Origin of the sequence: Pseudonocardia endophytica (assembly GCF_004339565.1) — a bacterium.
In the GTDB taxonomy this organism is placed as follows: Bacteria; Actinomycetota; Actinomycetes; order Mycobacteriales; family Pseudonocardiaceae; genus Pseudonocardia; species Pseudonocardia endophytica.
Genome location: NZ_SMFZ01000002.1, coordinates 2,296,280 through 2,318,182 on the forward strand (window position 1 = coordinate 2,296,280; position 21,903 = coordinate 2,318,182).

Annotated in this window: 20 protein-coding genes; 8 read left to right on the forward strand and 12 right to left on the reverse strand. The window is 71.5% G+C overall.

Going from position 1 to position 21,903, the window contains the following annotated elements:
• Positions 1-103 precede the first annotated feature (103 nt).
• Both EV378_RS29600 and EV378_RS29605 read right to left on the reverse strand, forming a co-directional pair.
• Positions 104-883 carry an SDR family NAD(P)-dependent oxidoreductase gene (locus tag EV378_RS29600; RefSeq protein ID WP_243653976.1) on the reverse strand — a complete coding sequence of 260 codons (780 nt, stop codon included), beginning with the start codon at positions 881-883 and terminating at the stop codon, positions 104-106.
• A gap of 20 nt (positions 884-903) precedes the next feature.
• Positions 904-1,806, reverse strand: coding sequence for an alpha/beta hydrolase (locus tag EV378_RS29605; RefSeq protein ID WP_132430651.1), 903 nt, complete (start codon positions 1,804-1,806; stop codon positions 904-906).
• 405 nt (positions 1,807-2,211) lie between these two features.
• Between EV378_RS29605 and EV378_RS29610 the strand changes: the two genes are divergently transcribed.
• The 4 genes from EV378_RS29610 (at position 2,212) to EV378_RS29625 (ending at position 6,708) form a co-directional block, all read left to right on the forward strand.
• On the forward strand, positions 2,212-3,150 hold the full coding sequence (locus EV378_RS29610; RefSeq protein WP_132430652.1) for a helix-turn-helix domain-containing protein: 939 nt from the start codon (positions 2,212-2,214) through the stop codon (positions 3,148-3,150).
• A gap of 443 nt (positions 3,151-3,593) precedes the next feature.
• Positions 3,594-4,868 carry a Vgb family protein gene (locus EV378_RS29615; protein WP_132430653.1) on the forward strand — a complete coding sequence of 425 codons (1,275 nt, stop codon included), beginning with the start codon at positions 3,594-3,596 and terminating at the stop codon, positions 4,866-4,868.
• A gap of 81 nt (positions 4,869-4,949) precedes the next feature.
• A complete protein-coding gene (locus EV378_RS29620; protein ID WP_132430654.1) occupies positions 4,950-5,714 on the forward strand; it encodes a crotonase/enoyl-CoA hydratase family protein in 765 nt (254 codons plus the stop codon).
• A 115-nt stretch (positions 5,715-5,829) separates the two neighbouring features.
• Positions 5,830-6,708, forward strand: coding sequence for a FadR/GntR family transcriptional regulator (locus tag EV378_RS29625; protein ID WP_207908896.1), 879 nt, complete (start codon positions 5,830-5,832; stop codon positions 6,706-6,708).
• Positions 6,709-6,712: 4 nt separating this feature from the next.
• Here EV378_RS29625 and EV378_RS29630 read toward each other — a convergent pair whose 3' ends face one another.
• Entirely contained in the window at positions 6,713-7,534 is an 822-nt protein-coding gene (locus EV378_RS29630) for an enoyl-CoA hydratase/isomerase family protein (protein WP_132430655.1), read from the reverse strand.
• Between the two features lie 68 nt (positions 7,535-7,602).
• On the opposite strand from EV378_RS29630, the gene EV378_RS29635 reads away from it, so the two are divergent.
• A complete protein-coding gene (locus EV378_RS29635; RefSeq protein WP_132430656.1) occupies positions 7,603-8,370 on the forward strand; it encodes an SDR family NAD(P)-dependent oxidoreductase in 768 nt (255 codons plus the stop codon).
• A gap of 4 nt (positions 8,371-8,374) precedes the next feature.
• Here the strand turns inward: EV378_RS29635 and EV378_RS29640 are convergent, their stop codons facing one another.
• Complete coding sequence (locus EV378_RS29640) at positions 8,375-9,148, reverse strand: crotonase/enoyl-CoA hydratase family protein (RefSeq protein WP_132430657.1); 774 nt, start codon at positions 9,146-9,148, stop codon at positions 8,375-8,377.
• Between the two features lie 66 nt (positions 9,149-9,214).
• Between EV378_RS29640 and EV378_RS29645 the strand changes: the two genes are divergently transcribed.
• Positions 9,215-10,063: a FadR/GntR family transcriptional regulator gene (locus tag EV378_RS29645; protein WP_132430658.1), complete on the forward strand. Its 849-nt coding sequence runs from the start codon at positions 9,215-9,217 to the stop codon at positions 10,061-10,063.
• On the opposite strand, the gene EV378_RS29650 is transcribed toward EV378_RS29645, so the two are convergent.
• From EV378_RS29650 to EV378_RS29675, 6 genes are all read right to left on the reverse strand, one after another.
• On the reverse strand, positions 10,029-11,174 hold the full coding sequence (locus EV378_RS29650; RefSeq protein ID WP_132430659.1) for an acyl-CoA dehydrogenase family protein: 1,146 nt from the start codon (positions 11,172-11,174) through the stop codon (positions 10,029-10,031). The genes EV378_RS29645 and EV378_RS29650 overlap by 35 nt on opposite strands.
• The gene (locus EV378_RS29655) at positions 11,161-12,183 is read right to left on the reverse strand and encodes an acyl-CoA dehydrogenase family protein (protein WP_132430660.1); all 1,023 of its coding nucleotides are present in this window, start codon (positions 12,181-12,183) and stop codon (positions 11,161-11,163) included. Before EV378_RS29655 ends, EV378_RS29650 begins: the two co-directional genes overlap by 14 nt.
• A complete protein-coding gene (locus EV378_RS29660) occupies positions 12,180-13,682 on the reverse strand; it encodes a class I adenylate-forming enzyme family protein (protein WP_132430661.1) in 1,503 nt (500 codons plus the stop codon). The genes EV378_RS29655 and EV378_RS29660 overlap by 4 nt, the downstream gene beginning before the upstream one ends.
• A 34-nt stretch (positions 13,683-13,716) precedes the next feature.
• Entirely contained in the window at positions 13,717-14,679 is a 963-nt protein-coding gene (locus EV378_RS29665; protein WP_132430662.1) for an acyl-CoA dehydrogenase family protein, read from the reverse strand.
• Positions 14,679-15,839 carry an acyl-CoA dehydrogenase family protein gene (locus EV378_RS29670; RefSeq protein WP_132430663.1) on the reverse strand — a complete coding sequence of 387 codons (1,161 nt, stop codon included), beginning with the start codon at positions 15,837-15,839 and terminating at the stop codon, positions 14,679-14,681. The genes EV378_RS29665 and EV378_RS29670 overlap by 1 nt, the downstream gene beginning before the upstream one ends.
• Before the next feature lie 92 nt (positions 15,840-15,931).
• Positions 15,932-16,768 carry a mycofactocin-coupled SDR family oxidoreductase gene (locus EV378_RS29675; protein ID WP_132430664.1) on the reverse strand — a complete coding sequence of 279 codons (837 nt, stop codon included), beginning with the start codon at positions 16,766-16,768 and terminating at the stop codon, positions 15,932-15,934.
• A 95-nt stretch (positions 16,769-16,863) separates the two neighbouring features.
• On the opposite strand from EV378_RS29675, the gene EV378_RS29680 reads away from it, so the two are divergent.
• Both EV378_RS29680 and EV378_RS29685 read left to right on the forward strand, forming a co-directional pair.
• Positions 16,864-17,826 carry a PDR/VanB family oxidoreductase gene (locus EV378_RS29680; protein ID WP_243653828.1) on the forward strand — a complete coding sequence of 321 codons (963 nt, stop codon included), beginning with the start codon at positions 16,864-16,866 and terminating at the stop codon, positions 17,824-17,826.
• Positions 17,827-17,835: 9 nt separating this feature from the next.
• A complete protein-coding gene (locus EV378_RS29685) occupies positions 17,836-19,353 on the forward strand; it encodes a hypothetical protein (RefSeq protein ID WP_132430666.1) in 1,518 nt (505 codons plus the stop codon).
• Between the two features lie 14 nt (positions 19,354-19,367).
• On the opposite strand, the gene EV378_RS29690 is transcribed toward EV378_RS29685, so the two are convergent.
• Together EV378_RS29690 and EV378_RS29695 are read right to left on the reverse strand one after the other, a co-directional pair.
• Positions 19,368-20,681, reverse strand: coding sequence for an MFS transporter (locus EV378_RS29690; protein ID WP_132430667.1), 1,314 nt, complete (start codon positions 20,679-20,681; stop codon positions 19,368-19,370).
• Positions 20,674-21,897: a cytochrome P450 gene (locus EV378_RS29695; protein WP_132430668.1), complete on the reverse strand. Its 1,224-nt coding sequence runs from the start codon at positions 21,895-21,897 to the stop codon at positions 20,674-20,676. The genes EV378_RS29690 and EV378_RS29695 overlap by 8 nt, the downstream gene beginning before the upstream one ends.
• Positions 21,898-21,903 lie beyond the last annotated feature (6 nt).

The following is a 21,903-nucleotide window of genomic DNA, read 5'->3' on the forward strand; positions in this document are numbered from 1 at the left end:
ACCGTCGGGAACCGGTTGACGTGCGTGCCCGGCTGAAGGCGGTGCCGTATGTCAGCGTTCTCCGATCCGCGTCTGACGGCTCGAGTCGTCCCTGCTCACCGACTCACTCGGGCGAGGGACCACCGTGGTAGGCCAGCAGCCCACCGTCCACGACGAATGTGGAGCCGGTGCAGTAGCTGGAGGCGTCGCTGGCCAGGAACAGCATGACCTGGGCGATCTCGTCCGGCTGGGCGTAGCGCTTGATTGGCGGCGCCGCGGCGAAGGCGTCCATGACCGACTGCGGGTCGTCCGGGTTGGCCTCCTGGTGCAGGCCGCCCATCATCGACGTGTCGGTCATGCCTGGGTGAACCGTGTTGACCCGGATCGCCTCCGTCGCCAGCTCGACGGCGGCGTTACGGGCCATGCCGACCACGCCATGCTTCGACGTCGTGTACGGGCTGGAACCGTAGTAACCACTCAGGCCCTGCGTCGACGACGTGATGACGATGCTGCCGCGGCCACGACGACGAAGGTGCGGCAGAGCCGCGCGCAGTCCGTACCACGGCCCTTTCAGATTTACGGCGAGGACCTTGTCGAAGAGCTCTTCGGGGTAGTCGCCCACCGAGTAACCCGAACCGAACAGACCGGCGTTCAGGATGACCGCGTCCAGGCCCCCGAACAGTTCCACAGCCTTCGTCGTGTACGCCTCGACCTGGTCCTTGTCCGTGACGTCAGCGGCGAAGGTCTCCACGCGAGCGTGTGGGATCTTCGAGCGGGCCACATCGAGCGCGTCGCGGTCGAGGTCGACCATCAGCACCGCGCCGCCGGCTTCGGCCAGAGCGTTGGCCGTCGCGGATCCGATGCCCCCCGAGGCGCCGGTGACGATGCTGACCTTGTCCTTCATGTCGATCACCAGTTCGTCCTCTACTTCATCAGGTGGTCGGTGAACCACTGGGTCTGGGCGGGGCCACTGATCTGGAACGCCTCGTCCACGTAGGCGTCGAAGTGGCCGCCGCGGAGCAGCAGGAGCCGCTTGGGCTCCAGAGCGTTCTCGTAGCTGGCGATAGCGAGGTCACAGGGCGTCAGCACGTCCTCGGTGGCGACGACCATCAGCAGCGGTGTGGGGCTGATGCGAGGGATGTAGACATGGGGCTCGTACTCGGTGAACAGCTCCACCGAACGAAGCGTCACCTCGTTGCGCCACGTGGTGGCGCGCTCCTGAATGGGCCCGAAGAAGAAGTCATGGGTGTCCTGCGTCGGCAGCGCGCACGGCTCGTCGGACGCCTTGTCGAATGCTACGGGGATCATCGCCGGCGCCTCACCCGCCAGGCGGGCCTGACGGTCGGCGTCGAAGCTGGCCCGGAGCCCGTCCCAGTAGTCGGAGCGGACGAGTCGACGGCCGTTCTCAAGACCGGTGACCAGCGGAACCTGAGACACGACGCAGCGCACTCGGCGGTCGAGCGCGGCGACGACGAGGACGTGCGCACCGGAATAGCTGGATCCCCAGACTCCGATGCGATCGGCGTCGATATCGTCCTGCTGGGAGAACCAGGTGATCGCATCGCGGTAGTCGCGGACCTGCTGCCACGGGTCGATCTCTCCGGGCACGGGGGCATCGGACTCGCCCAGGTTCCGGTTGTCGTAGACCAGGACGTCGAACCCGCGGCTGTGAAACAGGCCGGCGAAGTCGTCGAGGTACATCTCCTTGGTGGCTGAGAAGCCGTGGGCCATGACGATTCCGGGACGAGGACCGGGACCGTTCCCCTCGTACCACCATCCCCGCAGAACGATTCCGTCCTCGGTACGGAACTCGATGTCCTTACGCACGCTTGCTCCCTGTTCGTCGTTGAGCGGGTAGCCGGGCTTCGTGCCGCCAGGCGACAGACGCCATCGTGTCGACGAGTGGGTTGCCGAGATAGGTCGTCGACTGCACAGCTTTGGTCCGTGAGTGCAGAGTCCAGCAACCGGTACAGGCCCGATGACGTCGACTGACCCAGAGTTGGGTGTCGGTTCACGCCGAGATCGTCGAGCAGGCCAGCCGCACGTTCGTCGCTATGTGGGCGACAGCTCTCGCCGGCACGAAGCGGGCGGGCCGTGCCCGTGGCCGGGCACGGCACGGCACGGCACGGCACGGCACCGAGAGTCCTGCTTCCTCCGGGGCGGCGGGCGACGTACTTTGCGGAACTACGAGACGGCGGCGGCCCCTGGCTCGGACGCCACAGGAGGCGTGTGATGACACGGAGGATCGAAGAGGTTCCGACGACCGGTATGTCGTCATCCGAGGAGTGGGCCGACATCGTCAGTCGATGGCACGACGGGTGGCGAGTCCAGCCGGGCGGATCGTGGAACTCGCCCCACGTCGCTTCCTACTGCCTCGGCGAGGTCACTGTCGTCGGCTGCCGTACCGGGGCCTGCGCCGGAAGCCGGGTCGCCGATCGCGACGGGACCGACAAAGGCCGGGCGGATGTAGCGGTGCTCGTGTTGCACTCCGGGCGCGAAATCGTCGAGGAAGGCAGCCGCCAGGTGCTGCTCTCCGCAGGCGACGCCATCATCTGGGACACTCGGATGAGCGGCCGATTCGCCGTCGACGACAGTGTCGACAAGAGCACGATATTTCTGCCTCGGGCGGTGGTCGAGTCCTGGGTACCGAGCTTGGATCGGCTCATGGTCCGAGGGCCGGTACCAGCGGCCTGCACCACGGCTCTCCGTGGGCTCCTGCGGGGTGTAGCCGAGACTCCGAGCGCCGAGTTGGAGCGCCAGAACGCCGAAATCCTGGCCTCAGCATTGAGGGAGACCGCCTTCCTCGCCTTGAGCGGGCTCGAACCAGTTGCCGCTAATCGTGGTGGCCGATTCTGGAACGCGCTGACCCGTACCATCGAGACACGGCTCCCCCTTGCCCCGACGGCGGAAGAGCTCGCTGTCGAACTATCGGTTTCGGTGCGGACCGTCTACCAGGTGTTCGCCGACAACGGGACTACGGTACGCGCTTATATAAAGCGTCGGCGTCTCGCCCGCGCCCGTGAGGAGCTACTCGACAGCCGTCGTGACGACTCAGTCGCGACGATCGCAAGACGATGGGGATTCGTCGACCAGTCGGCGTTCACAAAGGCGTTCCGGCAACAGTTCGATATTACTCCCAGTATGGTGAAGCGTTCCGCTGCGAGGGGATAACGCAGAGCCGAGGGGGAAGAAACGGTATGCCCTCTTGCGGCGTTCGTCGGGACCCACGCGCGTCGCGGCCGAAGTGATCATCGATCTGTACCGCTGTCCGGTCTTGGGGCCGAGCCGAGGAGGCCGGCCCGCACGAGGGACGGCCGCCGGATCCGGGACCGGAACAGCGTGCGTCGCAGCGGCTTGCCAACGGTGTTGGGGAACACAGCCCTCGGTCTTCGCGGTCGACGCCCGGCCCGCGCTCGGCTGCGGACTGGTCGACGAGCTCGGCTGATCTTCACCTCGCCGCCCGGCCCGGCGGCGACGCGCGGTGTCGGATTTCGGCGGTCTGCGTAACCACGATCACGCTTAATCGTTGCAATGTTTGCTGGCTTGAGATCGACCCGGGACGTGGGTCGGGGTCGGGCCGGTCGTCAACGCCGACCGAGTAGAGGGAAGAGCTGATGGGAGCTTCGAGGACGAGGCGCAGGCTGGGCGTCGCGACGGCAGCGGGCACCGCCCTGGTCGTCGGCGTGGTGCTCGCCGCCGCAGGGCCGGCCGTCGCCGATCCCGGCGGCAACGGATCGCAGCCGGGATCCGAGGGCGCCGCCGCGGCGGCCGCGGAGCCGTTCGCCACCGACGTGCCAGGCATGAACATCGGAACGACGTCGTTCCCGAACGGCGCCGGCCCGATCAAGGAGTTCCCCGCGTTCCCGACGCCGGGCGGGTTCTCCTGCGAGGTCGCGATCGCGAACAACGGGGACCTGATCTCCGACGAGTTCCTGGGCAACACCATGGGGCGCGTCGATCCACACACCGGAGAGGTCGACGAGATCCCGCTCCCGAACCCCGGCGGTCTGCCCGGCGGACAGAACCGTGGTCCGGATGGCCACATCTGGTTCATGGAGGTCGGCGGCAACGCGGTCGGTGAGCTCGACCCGGAGACCGACACGATCACCACTCACCCGTTCCCGTGGGCCAACGTCAACGTCACGACCGGCCTCCCCCTGCCGGCCGAGATCAACAACGGCCCCGGCATCCCGTTCGACAACACGTGGGCGAAGGACGGGAAGCTCTACGTCACCGCGATCGGCCTGAACTCGATCGGTAGCTTCGACCCGGCGACGGAGAAGTGGGAGCTGTTCCCGATCCCCACGCCCGTGGCCGGACCGGTCGCGATGGAGGAGGGTCCCGGAGGGACCGTCGCCATCACGGAGGGGCTGTCGAACAAGGTCGCCCTGTTCGACCCGGAGTCGCACCGGTGGCAGGAGTTCCCGATCCCGACGCCCGGTGTCACCTTCCCGGCCGGGCTGACCGTGTCGCCGGACGACAAGTACCTGTACTTCGGTGAGACGCTGGCCAACAAGGTCGGCCGGCTCGACCCGGCGACCGGCGAGATCAAGGAGTACGACCTGGTCGCGCTGCGCAAGGACCTGCTCGGCGGGGCGTTGCCCGGCGGCAACCCGCTGCCCAACCCGGGCCAGATGCGCTTCGGCAGCGACGGGAAGCTCTACATCGTCCAGGGCACGTTCACCGGTGGCAGTCGGATCGGCCAGCTCGACGTCGACACGAGCGAGTACCACGAGCTGGAGACGCCGAGCCCGGTGTCCATGCCGTGCGACCTGAACAACACGGTCCCCGGAAAGATGATCTTCGCAAGCTTCCGGAGCAACCGGATCGCGTACTTCGACATCCCGAACACCACCGACGTCGGCAACACCTACCCGCTGCACGGCTGAGCCGGGCCACGGCAGGACCGCGGGGCGGCTCCGGGTTCGGACCCGGGGCCGCCCCGCTCGCACGAGGAGAAGGAGGAGCCCGTGTCCGACGATGTGCTTGTCGAGCGACGCGATGCGGTCCAGGTGATCGTCATCAACAGGCCGCACGCCCGCAACGCGCTCGACGCGTCGGTCGCCCACGCGGTCGCGGCGGCCGTCGACGAGCTCGACGAGTCCGACGAGCTTCGCGCCGGTGTGCTCACCGGTGCCGGCGGGACGTTCTCGTCCGGGATGGACCTGAAGGCCTACCTGCGCGGGGAGACCCCGGAGATCGAGGGCCGGGGCCTGTGCGGCATCACCGAGACCCCGCCGCGCAAGCCGCTCGTGGCCGCCGTGGAGGGCTGGGCGCTCGCCGGTGGCTTCGAGCTGATGCTGGCCTGCGACCTCGTCGTGGCGTCCCGGTCGGCCCGGTTCGGCGTTCCGGAGGTCAAGCGTGCACTGGTGGCGGGAGGCGGTGGCGCGTTCCTCCTGCCGCGACGGGTGCCGCAGGCCATCGCGCTCGAGATGCTCCTGACCGGCGACCCGATCGACGCGGCTCGTGCCCACGCCGTCGGTCTGGTGAACCGGCTGACCGATGACGGCGCTGCTCTCGAGGAGGCCCTGGTGCTCGCCGGCGGCGTCGCGGCCAACGGGCCGCTGGCCGTCGCGGCGAGCAAGCGGGTCGCTCGCGCGAGCACGGACTGGTCCCTGGAGGAGGGCTGGCGGGCCCAGCGCGAGATCATCGACCCGGTCTTCGACTCGCAGGACGCCCGCGAGGGGGCGACCGCGTTCGCCGAGAAGCCGGATCCGCGGTGGACCGGCCGGTGAGGGTCGAACCGAATCGACGCAAAGTTATGTAACGTTGACGCACCAACGTTCCGTCGTCGTCCGGCTACCCGCCATCCTGGGACGACCGCACCCGGCTACCAGGGGGAGCACGTCCGTGTCGGACAGAGACCAGCGACCGGCTGCCCGCATGCAGCCGCGGCTCGCCGAGATGATCGCCGCCGAGCTGCGCGAGGAGATCCTCAACGGCGTCCACACCAGGTCCGGCATGTTGCCGCGGCAGGAGGACCTGATCTCCCGGTTCGGGGTCAGCGCCCCGCCGCTGCGCGAGGCGCTGCGCATCCTGGAGGTCGAGGGCCTGATCACGGTGCGCCGGGGCAAGGTCGGCGGTGCCGTGGTCCACAAGCCGGACGGGGCGATGGTCTCGCAGGCCATCGGCATGGCGCTGCAGGCCGAGCAGGTCGCGCTGCGCGACCTCGCCGAGTCGCTGCGCGAATGGGAACCGGCCTGCGCCGCGGCCTGCGCGGGCGACACCGACCACCTCGACGAGCTCGCCCCGTTCGTCGAAGCGAACCTGGAGTTGACCGAGGCGGCCATCGGCGACGGCCCGATGTTCACCTACCGCTCCCGTCAGTTCCACGACCTGATCGTGGCGCGCACGCCGAACAGCACGACCCGCCTGATCGTGCGCAGCATGGTCGCGCTGTGGTCGGCCCAGGAGCAGACATGGGCCCGTGAGGCGAGCGAGTCCGGCCACTACCCGACGGCCGCCGAGCAGCGCACGGTGCTCGACGCCCACCGCCGGATCGGGGAGCGGATCATCGCGGGCGACGTCGCCGCCGCCGAGCGCGGAGCGCGGTCCCACCTGGTCGCGTCCCAGGAGCTCATCCTCGGAGCGTTCGGCGACCGGTCCGTCGACGCGTCGTCGGCCCGAGCGGTGCGCGGTCTGCGCGACGACATCGCGCGGCGGTCCGACGGCAACGACCTGATCGCCGATCTCGCGGCGTTCCGGGACCGCCGCGACCGGGCGGTCTGACCCGTTACCGGACCCACCACTCCGGCGGCCGGGCCGACGCCCGGTCGAGCCCGTCGGCGCCGACCGGGTTGCCGACCTGGGTGTACATCAGCGCCGTCGCGATGGCCTGGGAGCGGCCGCTGTCGCGGGACTGCCACAACGCCTTGACGGTGCCCTCGATCGCCGCGGCGGGGGAGCGCGCCATCGCGGCCGCGAGCTGGGCGGCCCGTGCGCGCAGGTCGTCGGCCGGCACGACCTCGGTGACCAGCCCGCAGGCCAGTGCGCGGTCGGCCGACATCCGCTCGGAGAGCCCCAGCAGTGCCATCCGCGCGACGTCGGAGAAGGTCATCCGGTAGGACAGCGCGATCGGCTCCAGCGCGGCGACCATCCCGTACGACACGTGCGGGTCGAAGAACGTGGCCCCGGGCTCACAGATCACGATGTCGCAGTCGGCGACCCAGTAGAACGCGCCACCGGCGCACATTCCGTGCACGGCGGCCACGACGGGCTTCCACACGGCGTTGCGCTTCGGGCTCAGCTGGTGGCCGGGGTCCTCGTGCTCGGCGAACGGCGCGGCCCGGTCCAGCCAGGGGCTGTCCGCGTCGGCCATCCGCTCGGTGACGTCGAGACCCGTGGAGAACGCGCGGTCACCGGCCGCCTGCAGGACTACGGAACGGACCGACGCGTCGTCGCGCACCGTGGCCCAGAGCCGGCCGAAGTCGGCGCGCATGGCCTCGTTGAACGCGTTGAGCACGTCCGGGCGGTTCAGGGTGACGGTCAGGACGCCGTCACCGGTGTGCTCGACGAGGATCGTGTCGTACGACGGGGAGGCGGCATCGGTGCTCACCGCGGAGACACTATCTTAGGCTAATTATCTTTACTAGCATAAGAGCTCCCGATCGAGAGGTGGCGCCGATGCCCAGCCCGACCGACCTGTTCTCCCTCGACGGCCGCAGGGTCCTGCTGACCGGTGCGACGGCGGGTCTCGGCCGCCGGTTCGCCGAGGTGCTCGCCGGTGCCGGGGCGCGCGTCGCGGTCGTCGGCAGGCGCAAGGAGATGCTCGACGAGCTCTGCGTCGATGTTCCCGGCTGCGTGCCGGTCCCGGCCGACCTGGCCGACCCCGCCGTGACCGCGGACGTCGTGGCCCGGGCGACGGCCGAGCTCGGCGGGATCGACGTGCTGGTCAACAACGCGGCCTACATCGCGGGCGGGGTCCGGGCCGAGGACGAGACGCCGGAACAGATCTCGACCACGCTCAACGTCAACCTGGTCTCGCCGATCCGGCTCACCCAGGAGCTGTTCGGCGCGTGGCGGGAGCGGGGGTCGGGTGTGGTGGTCAACGTGACCTCGATCGTCGCCAGGGCGGGGATCGCCCGGTTCCCGCAGGCCACCTACGCCGCGTCGAAGGGCGGGCTGGAGTCGATCAGTCGGGAGTGGGCCGCCCAGTGGTCGCGGCACGGCATCCGGATCAACTGCCTCGTCCCCGGCTTCTTCGAGAGCGAGATGACCAGCGAGGTCATCCACCACGAGAAGGTGCAGTCCTGGATCCTGAACAACACGCTGATCCAGCGCCACGGCCAGGTCGGCGACTTCGACGGCGCGCTGCTCTACCTCGCGAGCGACGCCAGCACGTACGTGACCGGGCAGACGCTCGTCGTCGACGGCGGGTGGACCGCCCACTAGCGGGTCAGCGCCCGGTCCACCTCGGAGGCCGCTTCTCGGCGAACGCGGTGAGCCCCTCGCGGAAGTCCTCGGTGCCGGACACGATCTTCCCTGCCTCGCGCGACAGCTCCCAGCCGCGCGCGTCGTCGGCCGTCGTACCCTCGTGCATCACCCAGCGGGACAGCTGGACCGCGCGCGGGGCGTTCTTCGTGATCCGCTCGGCGAGCGCGATCGCGCCGTCGAGCGCCTTGCCTTCCGCCGTCACCTCGTTCACCAGGCCCAGCTCGGCGGCCCGCGCGGCGGGGTAGGCGTCCCCGGTCAGCGCCCACTCCATCGCGACCACGTACGGGATCCGGCGGCCGAGCCGGAACAGACCGCCGCCCGCGGCCACGAGGGAGCGCTGCACCTCCGGGATGCCGAACGTCGCGGTCCGCGAAGCGACGACGAGGTCGCACACCAGCGTGATCTCCGTCCCGCCCGCCAGCGCAGGCCCGTCGACGGCGGCGATCAGCGGTTTGGTGCGCTCGCGGCGGATCAGCCCGGCGAAGCCGCCCTTCTTCGTCCACAGTGTCTTCACCCCGCCGGCGGCGACCACCTTGAGGTCGGCGCCGGAGCAGAACACCGGCGGGGTGCCGGTCAGGATCGTGACCCACAGGTCGTCGCGGGCCTCGACGTCGTCGAGCGCGGCCTCGATCTGCTCGGCCACCTCCTGGTTCACGGCGTTGCGGGCCTCCGGGCGGTCGATCGTGACGACGGCGATGTGCCGGTCGGGGTCGGGCTCGTAGCGGACGACGCTCATGGTGCCTCCGTGGCTGACTGTCGGAAACGCTATAAATTATCAAGGATTGCGATAGAATCTACGGTCATGGCGGCAGAACCCGTGTTCCCCCGGCGGAGGCGTGTCCAGCCGCGCCTGGCCGAGCTGATCGCCGCCGAGCTGCGCGAGCAGATCCTGAACGGTGTGCATGACGGCGGCGAGCTGCCCAAGCAGGAGGACCTGGTCGCCCGCTTCGGGGTGAGCGCCCCGCCGCTGCGCGAGGCCCTGCGCATCCTGGAGGGCGAGGGCCTGATCACGGTGCGCCGCGGCAAGGCCGGCGGCGCCGCGGTCCACATGCCCGACGGCGGGTCGATCGCGCACGCGATGGGGATGGCGTTGCAGGGCGGGCAGGTCCGCCTGGCGGATCTCGCCGCGTCCGTCGTGCTCGTCGAGCCGCTCTGCTCGTCGCTGTGCGCCTCCGACGAGGCGGTGCGGTCCGCGCTGCGACCGCTGATCGAGTCGAACCTGGAGCGCACGGCGGAGGCCGTCGGCGACGGCCCGGCGTTCACCCGCAGGGCCCGCCGGTTCCACGACCTGGTCGTCGCGCACACTCCGGTCGCGTCGACACGGATCATGGTGCGCAGCATGGTCACGATCTGGTCCGCGCAGGAGGAGATCTGGGCCCACGAGGCGTCGGATCGGGGCCGGTATCCGACGACGGCGTTGCAGCGCAAGGCGCTCGGCGCGCACCGGCGGATCGCGGACGGGATCCTCGACGGTGACGCGGGCGCCGCCGAACGGATCGCGCGCGAGCACCTGGGCGCGACCCAGCGGGCCGTGCTGGCGCAGTTCGGCGACCGCATCGTCGACGCCTCCTCGGAGCGGGCGGTGCGCGGCCTGCGGGACCCGGCCGCGCGCCGCGTCAGCGGGGCAGACCCAGCACCCGCTGGGCGATGATGCCCAGCTGGATCTGCTCGGAACCGCCGTAGATCGACGCTGCCCGCGCGTAGACGTAACGCCGCAGCCAGGCCGAGCGGTCGTCCGGCTCCTCGCCGGGTCGGGCCGGCGTCAGCAGGACGTCAGCGCCGAGGAGGTCGACGGCCGCCCGATGCAGCGCCTGGTCCACATCGGTCATGAGCAGCTTGTCCACCGACATCTCCGGCCCCGGCACGGTGTCTGCGAGGTCGCGTTCGGTCAGCCTGCGCCGGACGTGCTGGGACAGGACCCGGTAGCGGACCTCGAGGTCGGCGACCGTGCGGCGGACGGCCGCGTCGCTGTGCAGGCGGTCGCCGAGCAGGGTCCGGAGCTCACCGAGCGCGGCGCCGAACTTGGACAGGTAGCCGACGTCGGCGGCCCCGCGTTCGTAGGCGACGGTCATCATGGCGATCGGCCAGCCGTCGCCCTCGGCGCCGATCCGGTTCTCCTCCGGCACCTCGACGTCGTCGAAGAACATCTCGCAGAACTCGGACTCGCCGGTGGCGGCCATGATCGGCCGCACCGACACCCCGTCGGCGGACATCGGCACGACGAACGCGGAGACGCCCTTGTGCCGACCGCCCGGTTCCCCGGTGCGGGCGAGCAGGATGGCGAGATCCGCGTACTCGGCGTAGCTCGTCCAGACCTTCTGGCCGCTGATCCGGTATCCGGACCCGGTCGGTTCGGCCCGGGTGGACAGGTTGGCCAGATCCGACCCGGCGTCGGGCTCGCTGAAGCCCTGGCACCAGAAGTCGTCGCCGCTGAGCAGTCCGGGGAGGTACCGGCGGCGCTGCTCCTCGGTGCCCCACTGCAGGAACGCGCGGCCCATGTACCCGATGCGGGGCGCGTCGGGGGCGCCCAGCGCGCCGATCTCCTCGTTCAGGACGACGTCGTAGGTGTTGCTCAGTCCCCGGCCGCCGTACTCGGCGGGCCAGGACAGCCCGACCCAGCCGCCCGCATAGAGGACCCGGTGCCAGCGCTGCAGGAACTGTGCGTGCGGTTCGTCGGGCTCGGGGGTGATGACGTTGTCGCGCAGCCACTTGCGCAGACCCGACCGGAACTGTGCGAGCTCGTCGCTGTCACTGAAGTCCACGGTGCTCCTCCTGTGCGCTGCGCTCGACGAGGGACAGCAGCTCCTCACCGGACAGGTCCGCACCGCCGAACACGGCCGCGTCGAGCAGCGTCCGGCGCAGGTGCCGGTGCGCGGTGAACTCCCAGGTCACGGCCACGCCGCCGTACACCTGGACGGCGGTCTCGGCGACGGCGACGCCGGCACGCGCCGCGTAGGCCTTGGCCACCAGCGCCGCGGCCGTGGCCTCCTGGTCGGCGGTGTCGAGTGCCCACGCCCCGTACAGCACCGCACTGCGCAGCGCCTCCACCTGGGCGTACGCACCCGCACACAGATGCTGGACGGCCTGGAAGGACCCGATCGGCACGCCGAACTGGACGCGCTGCCCGGCGTAGTCGACCGCGCCGGCGAGCACGGAGCCCGCGGCGCCGAGCAGATCGGCCGCCACCATCAGGCGGGCGAAATCCTCGAACCGCCCGCGCGCGTCGTCGTCGAGGACGGCGCCGGTCGGTCGCGGGGCGCCGTCCGGGTGCGCGATCGGGCGGGACAGATCCTGGGTGCCGGCCACCGGTCCGAGACCGGCCGCGACGACTCGGCCGTCGTCGACGCCCAGTGCGTGCCGGACCGGTGCCGCCGCGTCCCAGGCCACGCCGTCCGTGCCGCCCGCGAGGCCGGACAGGTCCGGGGACAGCAGCACGGTGGCGGGGCCGTCCGGCGCGGTGCCACCGGACAGGCGCCGCAGCTCGGCGGCGAGCAACGCACCGACCAGCGGCGCGCCGCAGACAGCGCCGGCCAGCTCCTCCACGACGACGGCGGTGAGCGTCGTGCTCGCGGCGGGCGACCCGTCGTCCTCGGGGTCGCGCAGCGCGGTGAAGCCGGAGTCGAACAGGGCCTGCCAGCAGGCGAGGTGGTCGTCGGCCGCCCCGGACCGGGTGTCCCGGCACCGGACGGCGATGTCGCGCACGGTCTCCCGGACCGCCGCCTCCTCGTCGGACTCGGGTGCGGTCGTCGGCAGCAGGGTCGCCGCACTCATCGGGTCACCGTCCTCGGGTCGTCCACGGCGAACGCGTCGCGCAGCTCGCGGCGCAGCAGCTTGCCGGTGTCGTTGTAGGGCAACGCGTCCCGCACGGCGACGACGGTCGGTGCGCGCGAGGAGCGCAGGCTGCGGCTCACGAACGCCCGCAGGGCGTCGGCGTCGACCGCGCGGCCGTCCCGGGCGACCACGACGGCGGCGACGGTCTCGCCCCATTCCTCGTCGGGGACGCCGACGACGGCGGCCTCGGCGACGTCGGGATGCTGCACCAGCACGTCCTCGATCTCGCCAGGGGAGAGGTTCTCGCCGCCGCGCACGATCACGTCGTCGGCGCGGCCGTCGACGAACAGGTAGCCGGCGTCGTCGAGCCATCCGCGGTCGTTGGTGCGGAACCAGCCGTCGGCGTCCTTCGCGTCCGAACCCTGGTACTCACCGGCGATCTGGTCCCCGCGCACCACGATCTCGCCGATCCGCCCGCACTCGACCGGGCGGCCGTCCGTGCCGTGGATCTCGAGCTCGACGCCCGGCACGGCGCGGCCGACCGATCCGAGCCGCGCGGCGACAGCGGGATCGTCGCTGACGAACGCGTCGCGGTGGTCGTCCGGCCCGAGCAGCGCGATCGTGGAGCTGGTCTCGGTCAGACCGTACGCGTTGACGAACCCGACGTCCGGCAGCAGCGTCAGTGCCCGGCGCACGACCGGCAGCGGCATCCGCCCGCCGCCGTAGGACAGGTGGCGCAGCGCGGGCAGGGGCGTGCCGGTCTCCTCCAGCACGTCCAGGATCCGGCCGAGCATGGTCGGCACGATCATGGCGTGGGTGACGGCCTCGGTGCGCGCGAGCTCGACCCACCGGTGCGGGTCGAACTGCGGCAGGTAGACGAGCCGGCGGCCCGAGTACACGTTGGACAGCACCGAGGCGATGCCCGCGATGTGGTACGGCGGGACGCTGACCAGGGCGGCCTCGTCCTCACCCGCGTCGAGGAACTCGGTGGTCGACAGGATGTAGGAGGTCAGGTTGCGGTGGCGTAGCACGACCGACTTCGGCGCGCCGCTGGTGCCGCTGGTGAACAGCGAGACGGCCACCGCGTCGGCGTCGTCGGCCGGAGCGCCCCCCGCCGGTGGCTCCGCGGCGAGCTCGGTTGCCGTGCGCAGCTCGAGACCCGCCACGCCGTCGATCCGCGGGGCCGTGCGCTCGTCGGCGACGACGACGGCGGGGCTGCAGCGCTCCATCGCCTGGACGAGCCGGTCGTCGGCCAGCCGGTAGTTGACCGAGGTGAACGGGACGCCCGCCAGGGCCGCGCCGAACAGCAGGCCGGGGATGGCGTCGGTGTTCTGCGAGGCCAGTACGAGCCGCTGCGCTCCGCGGCGGGTGAGCGCGCCGGCGACTCCGGCGGCGGCGTCGCGGACGTCGGCGTAGGTCGCGCCCGTGTCGGCCGGTCCGACGGCGACCCGGTCGCCCGCGGTGTCGGCGGCCATGTCGAGCAGCAGGGTCAGGTTCACGGGTGACGCGCTCCCATGTGGACGGATGTGGTGGTCAGACCAGCGTGCGGGACGCGGACCCGACCAGCCCGTCGCCGTACAGGCCGGTGAACGGCACGTCGGCCATCGTGTCCAGCAGGCGCTCCCTGGTCCGGGACAGGCCCCACGGCAGGCGGCGCAGCGGCTGGCTGAACCGGGACAGCCAGCTCAGGTCCACCTCGTCGCAGAAGCCCATGGCACCGTGCATCTGGTGAGCCGTGCGGAACACCGCCTCCGCGGTCTCCAGCGCCGACACCCGGCACGCGAGCGCGTCGACGGCGGAGCCGGGCTGCCCGGTCAACACCGCCCACAACGTGTACCGGGTCAGCTCCTCGAACGCCTGGAACGCGGTCGTGGTGTCGGCGAACCGGAACTGCAGCGCCTGGAACGACGCGATCGGCTGGTCGAACTGGTGCCGGTCGAGCATGTGCTGCCGGGTCGCCGCGAGCGCGGTCTCCAGCATGCCCAGCAGCGTCCAGCACGGGAGCACGAGCGCGAGCTGGGTCGAGTCGTCGGCCTCCCCGGTGCCGAGCTCGACGTCGCTGACCAGCGGGCCCAGCTTGGTGCCCAGCGGCCGACCGGCCGACAGGACGGGACGGCGCCATCCGGCGCCGTCGGACACGGCCCACCGCAGCTCGGGCGTCAGCGCGGCGAGGTTGACCCGGGTGGCGGGCCCGGAGCCCACCGCAATGGCGTCGACACCGGCGTCCGGGTCGGCGGCCAGGCGTTCGGCCACCGGGTAGGGGAGCGCGACGCGACCGGCGGCACGGCAGGCCGCGGCCGCCGCCTCGCCGTCGTCGACGGACTCCCGAGGGCGCAGGTCCCACAGCCCCATCTGGTCGAGCGCGCCGGTCACCTCGGCCGGGACGGCCGTCGTGGCCTCCGCGGCGCGAGCGAGGTCGACCCCGCCCGCCCGCCGGAGCGCGGTGTCGACGACCCGCTCCATCTCGCGTGCGTCGTCGCTGAGCTGCGTGTGCATCAGAGGGTCCTCGGCTTCAGCAGGGCACGGGAGAGCAGCATCCTCTGCACCTCGATGCTGCCGGAGGCGACGGTGGCCGCCTGGGCGTAGCGCCAGTGGTCGTCGACCGCGCGCACGAACAGCTCCTCCGGTCCGGACGCGCCGACCGCCTTCTCCTCGATGATGTCCATCAGGACCTCGGCGACCTCCTGGTCGGTCTGCGTCGCGGCGATCCGGTAGGACGCCGTGTCGGCCGGGTCGACCTCGCCGGTCTCGACCTTGTCGATCACGCGGTAGGCCAGCAGGCGTGCCTGTCGTGTGTGGATCAACGCGGAGGCCCAGCGTTGGCGCAGCTCGGCGGGCAGGGTGCCCCACCGCTCCCCCAGCGTGGCCGGCGCGGCGTTGAGCAGGCGGTCGCACCGGGCGTAGCGGGCGATGCCCACGCGCTCGAACGCCAGCGCCTCGCGCACGATCGACCAGCCGGCGTCGACCTCGCCGAGCACGTCGTCCGCTGTGACCGGGACGTTCTCGAAGAACACCTCGTTGAGGTGGTGCGGCCCGACCATCGCGTCGATCGGCACCACCTTGATGCCCGGGCGGTCCATCGGCACGAGGAACACGGTGATGCCCTTGTGCTTCGGCGCGTCGCGGTCGGTGCGGGCGAGCAGGAAGCACCAGTCGGCCATCGTCGCGTACGACGTCCACACCTTCTGCCCCTCGATCCGCCAGCCGCCGTCGCCGTCGGGTACCGCGGCGGTCCGCAGGGACGCGAGGTCGGATCCGGCCTCCGGCTCGGAGAAGCCCTGGCACCAGATGACGGTGCCCGCCGCGATACGGCTCAGGTGCTCGTCCTTCTGGCGGTCCGTGCCGAACCTCATGATCGCCGGGCCGACCCAGTTCACACCCATGTACTGCGCGCCACGGGGTTCGAAGTGCGCCCACATCTCCTCGCGGACCACGGTCTGCTCCCACGGCGTGGACGCCGACCCGCCGTACTCGACCGGCCAGGCCGGGGTCAGCCGGCCGTTCTCGGCCAGGACCCGGCAGAACGCCTGCGACAGCTCCAGGTCCCGGGGGTCACGGGTGAACGCACCCAGGAACGTCGACGGCACGTGCTCCCGCACCAGCGCCCGCAGCTCCTCGCGCAGCGTGGCGCTGCGCTCCGAGTCGGTGAAGTCCACCCGCACACCTCCGTCTCCGGCGCCGCCCGCTCGGGCCGGCCGATGCAGACTCGCACACAGCTTTAATCTTTACAAGTATTACTGACTTGAGGTCAGGTGACCGCGAAACCTGCGTCGACCGGGACCGTGACGCCGGTGACCGCCCGCGACCGGTCGGAGGCCAGCCACAGCACGGTGTCCGACACCTCCTCGACCGTGATCCGCCCGCGGTGCATCGCGTCGCCGAAGCCGCCCGACACGCGCCCGACGTTGACCTCGACCCACCGCTTCATCGCCGGGTTCTCGATCATCGGCGTGGCAACGGCGGTCGGATGGATGGAGTTGACCCGCACGCCGTACGGGCCGAGCTCGTTGGCGTAAGCACGCATGATGCCGACCAGCCCGTGCTTCGCGGCCGTGTAGGCGTCCGAGCGCGGGTCGCCCCTCGACATGCCCTTCAGGCCCGACGTCGAGCTGACGATGATCACCGAGCCGCCGCGGGCGCCGTCGACGAGCGCGTCGCGCGTCGCCTGGACGGTGTTCCACGCGCCGGTGAGGTTGATGGCGATGTAGTCGGCCCAGATCCGGTCGATCGTCGCCGTCTCCTGCTCCGGAAACCCCTGTGCGACGCCGGCGTTGGCGACGACGACGTCGAGTCGCCCGAACTCCACGAGTGCCTCGTCGACGACGCCCGCCAGTGCCGGACGGTCCCGGACGTCGGCGACGCGGGTCAGGCAGCGCGTGCCCTCGGCCTCGACCAGGCGGGCCGTCTCGGCCAGGTCGTCCCTGGTGGCGAGCGGGTAGGGGACGGTGTCGATCGGCGCGCACACGTCGACCGCCACGATCGTCGCCCCGGCCCGCGCGAGCGTGACCGCGTGCGAGCGGCCCTGTCCTCGACCGGCCCCGGTGATGAACGCGACGCGATCCTGCAGGTCACCGGCATCGGCCATGCTTACTCCTCGCTATGTTTACAAAGATTGTGTAGATGTTAGGATCGTCGCTCGGCGCCGGTCAACGAGGGTTCCGGGGTGCGGGAGGTGGAGTGGTGCGCAGCACGCACGACGAGCACGAGGTCACGGTCGTGGTGACCCGGCGTACCGACGGCGCGGACGGCGTGACCGTACTCGACCTTCAGGCGACCGACGGCTCACCGTTGCCGCGCTGGGAACCCGGGGCGCACGTCGACCTCGCGCTGACCCCGGACCTCGTCCGCCAGTACTCGCTGTGCGGGGATCCCGACGACTCGTCGACCTGGCGTGTGGGCGTGCTGCTCGAGGCCGACGGCCGGGGCGGGTCGCGGTTCGTGCACGACAAGCTGCACCCCGGTACGGAGGTGCTCGCCCGCGGCCCGCGCAACCACTTCGCACTGGAGCCCGCCGCGCGCTACGTGTTCGTCGCGGGCGGGATCGGCATCACGCCGATCGTTCCGATGATCGGCCGGGCGGAGCGGGCGGGCGCCCGGTGGGAGTTGCACTACGGGGGCCGCAGCGTCACGTCGATGGCGTTCCGCGACGAGGTCCGGGTGCTCGGCGGGGACCGGGTCACCCTCACTCCGCAGGACACGCACGGCCTGCTGGACCTGCCCGCCATCCTCGCCGAGCCGCGCGAGGACACGCTCGTCTACGCGTGCGGTCCGGAGCCCCTGCTCGACGCCGTGACCGAGCTGGCCGCGTCCTGGCCGGACGGTGCGCTGCACGTCGAGCGGTTCACCCCGAAGACGCTCGACCTGCCCGATCCCGAGTCCTCGTTCGACGTGGAGTTCGTGCAGTCCGGGATCACCGTGACCGTGCCGCCGGACCGCTCGATCCTCGACGTCGCCCGCGAGGCCGGCGTGGACCTGCCGTCGTCCTGCGAGGAGGGCACGTGCGGAACGTGCGAGACGGAGATCGTCGAGGGCGTCGCGGAGCACCGTGACTCGCTGCTGACACCGGCCGAGCAGGAGGCGAACGAGACGATGATGGTCTGCGTCTCCCGTGCGGCCTGCCCGAAGCTCGTGCTCGACATGTGAGGAGATGCGGTGACGGACCGCGAGGACGTGCGCTCCGGCGGCCAGGTGGTCGTCGTCGGCGTCGGCCAGCTGCGCAACAACCGCGAGAAGGACCCGGCCCGGGCACGGGAGCCCCTGGAACTGATCCGCAGCGCGGTCGGGCGCGCCGCCGAGGACGCCGGGATCGGCGCCGATGCACTGTCCGGAGTGGACACCGTCGGGCTGGTCCAGGTCGTCTCCTGGAGCTACGACGACCTGTCCGGCTCGGTGGCGTCCGCGATCGGCGCCTCCGGGGCCCGGACCGTCGAGTCCGGCGCGGGCGGTCACCAGCCGGTCGCGGTGCTCACCGAGCTGGCGGCCGCGATCGCCGCCGGCGACTCCGAGCTCGCGGTGGTGTGCGGTGGCGAGGCCCAGTCCTCGTTGGAGTTGCTCGGCGCGGCGAAGGAGCCCGACCGCGCCGAGGGCTGGAGCCGGTCGCCCGGCGGCGCGGGTACGTTCTCCCGCGCGACCGGTGGGACCGAGCGGATGTGGGACCTCGGGCTGGTCGGCCCGATCCGGGTCTACCCCCTCTGGGAGAACCGGCTCCGCCACGATCTCGGTCAGTCGTTCGACGAGTCGCAGTCCTGGTCGGCGTCGATGTACGCCGGTTTCAGCGAGGTGGCCGCCGGCAACGAGGCCGCATGGAACCGGGACCCGGTCACGGCCGAGCAGGTCTCGGACATCGGGCCGGACAACCGGATGATCTGCTATCCGTACCCGCTGCGGATGAACGCGCTCAACCGCGTCGACCAGGCCGCCGCCGTGATCCTGGCCAGCCCCGCCGCGGCCGACCGGTTGGGTGTTCCGCGCGAGCAGTGGGTGTACCTGAGCGCGGCCGCGCTGGACGCGGACTGCGAGGACGTCCTGGAGCGCGACACCTACGGTGGCTCGCCCGGCCTGGGGCGCAGCCTGGATGCCGCGCTGGCCCAGTCCGGCTCGACGGCAGGCGCGCTCGACGTCGTCGACCTCTACAGCTGTTTTCCGATCGTCCCGAAGCTCGGCGCGTTGCACCTCGGGCTGGACCGCGACACGGAGCTCTCCGCGACCGGTGGCCTGACGTCGTTCGGCGGCGCGCACAACAACTACTCCGCGCACGCGCTCGTCGCGGTCGTGCGCCGGCTGCGGTCCTCGGGCGGGCGCGGGCTCGTCTACGCCAACGGCGAGTACCTGACCAAGCACGCTGCCGTCGTGCTGGACACCGATGACCCGGACGGGTTCCGCTGGTCGGAGGCGCACGCGTCGGACCATCCGGCGGTCCGGGTCGACGACGGCTACGTCGGTCCTCTGGAGATCGAGACGTACACCGTCGAGTTCGACCGCGAGGGGAACCCGGCCCGCGGCTTCGTGATCGGCCGGTCCCCTGACGGCGCGCGGACCGGGGTGCGGGTCTCGAAGTCGGATCGGGCCACACTGTCCACACTGGTCGACCCGGGCGTCGATCCCGTGGGACACGCGGGGACCGTTGTCGCCCAGGACGATCGCAGGCTGTTCACGCTCGGCGACTCCTGAGGTCGCTGCGCCGGTCAGACCCGGGCCGCCTCCGGGACGTCGTCGGTGCGGCGTACGCGTGTCCGGACGGCGAGCAGACCCAGCAGGCCGACGGCCGACAGCGCCAGCAGCAGGACGCTCATCGGCCAGGTCCCGGCGTCGAGATAGGCGAGCTGGACCGCGAGCAGCGGCACCGCGGCGGCGCCGATCATGTTGCCGGTCTCGCGGGCCAGCCCCATGCCGCTGAACCGGATGCCGGGACCGAAGAGCTCGGTGACCAACGTGCCGGCCGTGGCGACGATCGCGGACGCGGCCACCCCGTTGGCGAGGATCATCGCGATCCACAGGCCCGGCGGGAAGTCCGCGCGAATGAGGGCGAATAACGGGAACGCCATCGCGGCGGACGCGACCAGTCCGAACAGGATCAGGGCCGGCCGCCCGAACCGGTCGGACAGCGCGCCGAACACCGGAGTCAGCAGCGTCCCGGACAGCTGTGCGGCGAGGAGTCCCGCGAAGGTCTGCGACTGGCTCATCCCGACCTGGCCGCTCGCGTAGGAGACGACGAACACCAGGTAGAAGTATCCGAAGCCGGTCTGGGCGGTGACGATCGCGATGATCGCCACCACCTCGCGGGGATGCTTCCGGACGAGGTCGCGCAGCGGCGTGCGCGTCGTCTCGCCCGCGCCCTCGACCCGGCGGAACGCGGGCGTCTCCGGTAGCCGCAGACGCAACCAGATCCCGTAGCCGACCAGGACCCCGCTGAGCAGGAACGGGATCCGCCATCCCCATTCGAGGAAGGCCGGACCGGACACTGCCGACGCCGCCAGGAGCATCAACGTCCCGAGCACCCCGCCGAGGCCGGCGCCGGTGCCGGGGAGCGACCCGAACAGCCCGCGTCGTCCCGGCCGGGCGAACTCGACGGCGACGAGCGTGGCGCCGCCGAACTCCGCGCTCGCCCCGATGCCCTGGAGTAGTCGGCACAGGACCAGCAGGACGGGGGCCGCCCAGCCGATCGTCGCGTAGCCGGGGACGAGGCCGATCGCCATCGTGGCCAGCCCCATCACCAGCATCGTCCCGATCAGCACCCGTTGGCGCCCGATCCGGTCACCGATGCTGCCCAGGATGGCGCCGCCGAACGGGCGCACGAGGAAGGCGACCGCGAACGTGGCGACCGACTGCAGCGTGCCGAGGAACGGCGACGCGCCGGGGAAGAACACCTGCGCGAAGACCGTCGCGGCCGCGGACCCGTAGAGCGAGAAGTCGTAGTACTCCAGCACGGTGCCGACGAATGCGGCGCGGGCGGCTCGCCTCCGGACGGCCGGGTCGACCTGCGCGGACGCCTCAGACATTCGGTCGGACCGGGAGCGCGGCGAACCCGTTGTTCACGCCGACGAGCGAGTAGCGGCGGACGCGGTCGAGCACGACCTCGTAGTCCGGCATGCGGCGCAGGATCGCCTCGACGGCGACCCGGAGCTCCATGTGCGCCAACCAGATCCCCAGGCAGTAGTGGGTCCCCACACCGAACGCGAGGTGCAGGCCGCCGCGGCGGTCCAGCCGCACCTGCTCGGCGTCCGGGAAGCGGTCCTCGTCGCGGTTGGCCGAGCAGATCAGCGCGGCCACCCGGTCCCCGGCCTCGACGTGCACGTCGCCGAAGTCCTGGTCGGTCACCGCGGTGCGCGCGACCAGCGGGGTGACCGACGCCAGCCGGGTCATCTCCTCGACCGCTGCCGGGATCAGGCTCGGGTCCTCGACGAGGCTGCGGCGCAGGTCGGGGTGGGTGCCGAGGTGCAGCACGATGTTGTCCATCGACGCCGCCGTCGTGCGCACGCCGCCGAGCAGCATGGACAGCGACAGGTTCACCACCTCGTCCTCGGTCAGCCCGGACGACGGGTCGACCATGTGCGAGACGAGGTCGTCGCGCGGGTCGGCGGCACGGCGCCGCACCACGTCGCGGACCAGGTCGGACGCCTCGGCGAACTGGCGCGACGTGGACGCCGCGAGCGCGTCCCGGTCGCCGCCCGCCTCGGGGTCGATCGCGAACGCGTCCTCGAGCATCAGGATGAACTTCTCCGGCTCTGCGAGTTCGTCCAGCCCGACGAACTCGGAGATCGTCGCGACGGTGAGCCGGAAGCTGAACGCGTGCGCGACGTCGAACTCGTCACGGCCGACGAGACCCCCGAGCAGCTCGTCGGCCACCCGCCGGGCGATCGGCGCGACGTTCTGCTCGATGCTGCGCTTGGCGAACACCGAGCGGAGCGGCTTGCGGAGCCGGTCGTGCGCGGGTCCGTCCAGCGCGCCGGGCAGGATCGCCGGGGCGTGCGGCGCGGTGGGTATGAGCTTGCCGCCGCGCTGCCCGTCGGCGCTCTTCTCCACCGTGAAGTTGTCCGTGTCGGACAGCACGCGCCGGGCGTGCTCGTAGGTGGACGCGACCCAGTAGCCGTCGTGGGCGTCGGTGAAGCCCATCGGGCAGGAACCGCGTAACCGCGCCGTCGTCGCGGCCGTGTCCTGACCGAACTCCGGTGTGTGGTGGTCGAACGCGATGCGGGGACGGTCCTGGCTCGGCACGGGAGG

Coding starts and splice junctions, on each gene's coding strand:
- EV378_RS29600 (WP_243653976.1), bottom strand. CDS start 883: ATGAAGGACAAGGTCAGCATCGTCACCGGCGCCTCGGGGGGCATCGGA.
- EV378_RS29610 (WP_132430652.1), top strand. CDS start 2,212: ATGACACGGAGGATCGAAGAGGTTCCGACGACCGGTATGTCGTCATCC.
- EV378_RS29615 (WP_132430653.1), top strand. CDS start 3,594: ATGGGAGCTTCGAGGACGAGGCGCAGGCTGGGCGTCGCGACGGCAGCG.
- EV378_RS29635 (WP_132430656.1), top strand. CDS start 7,603: ATGCCCAGCCCGACCGACCTGTTCTCCCTCGACGGCCGCAGGGTCCTG.
- EV378_RS29640 (WP_132430657.1), bottom strand. CDS start 9,148: ATGAGCGTCGTCCGCTACGAGCCCGACCCCGACCGGCACATCGCCGTC.
- EV378_RS29645 (WP_132430658.1), top strand. CDS start 9,215: ATGGCGGCAGAACCCGTGTTCCCCCGGCGGAGGCGTGTCCAGCCGCGC.
- EV378_RS29655 (WP_132430660.1), bottom strand. CDS start 12,183: ATGAGTGCGGCGACCCTGCTGCCGACGACCGCACCCGAGTCCGACGAG.
- EV378_RS29665 (WP_132430662.1), bottom strand. CDS start 14,679: ATGCACACGCAGCTCAGCGACGACGCACGCGAGATGGAGCGGGTCGTC.
- EV378_RS29675 (WP_132430664.1), bottom strand. CDS start 16,768: ATGGCCGATGCCGGTGACCTGCAGGATCGCGTCGCGTTCATCACCGGG.
- EV378_RS29690 (WP_132430667.1), bottom strand. CDS start 20,681: ATGTCTGAGGCGTCCGCGCAGGTCGACCCGGCCGTCCGGAGGCGAGCC.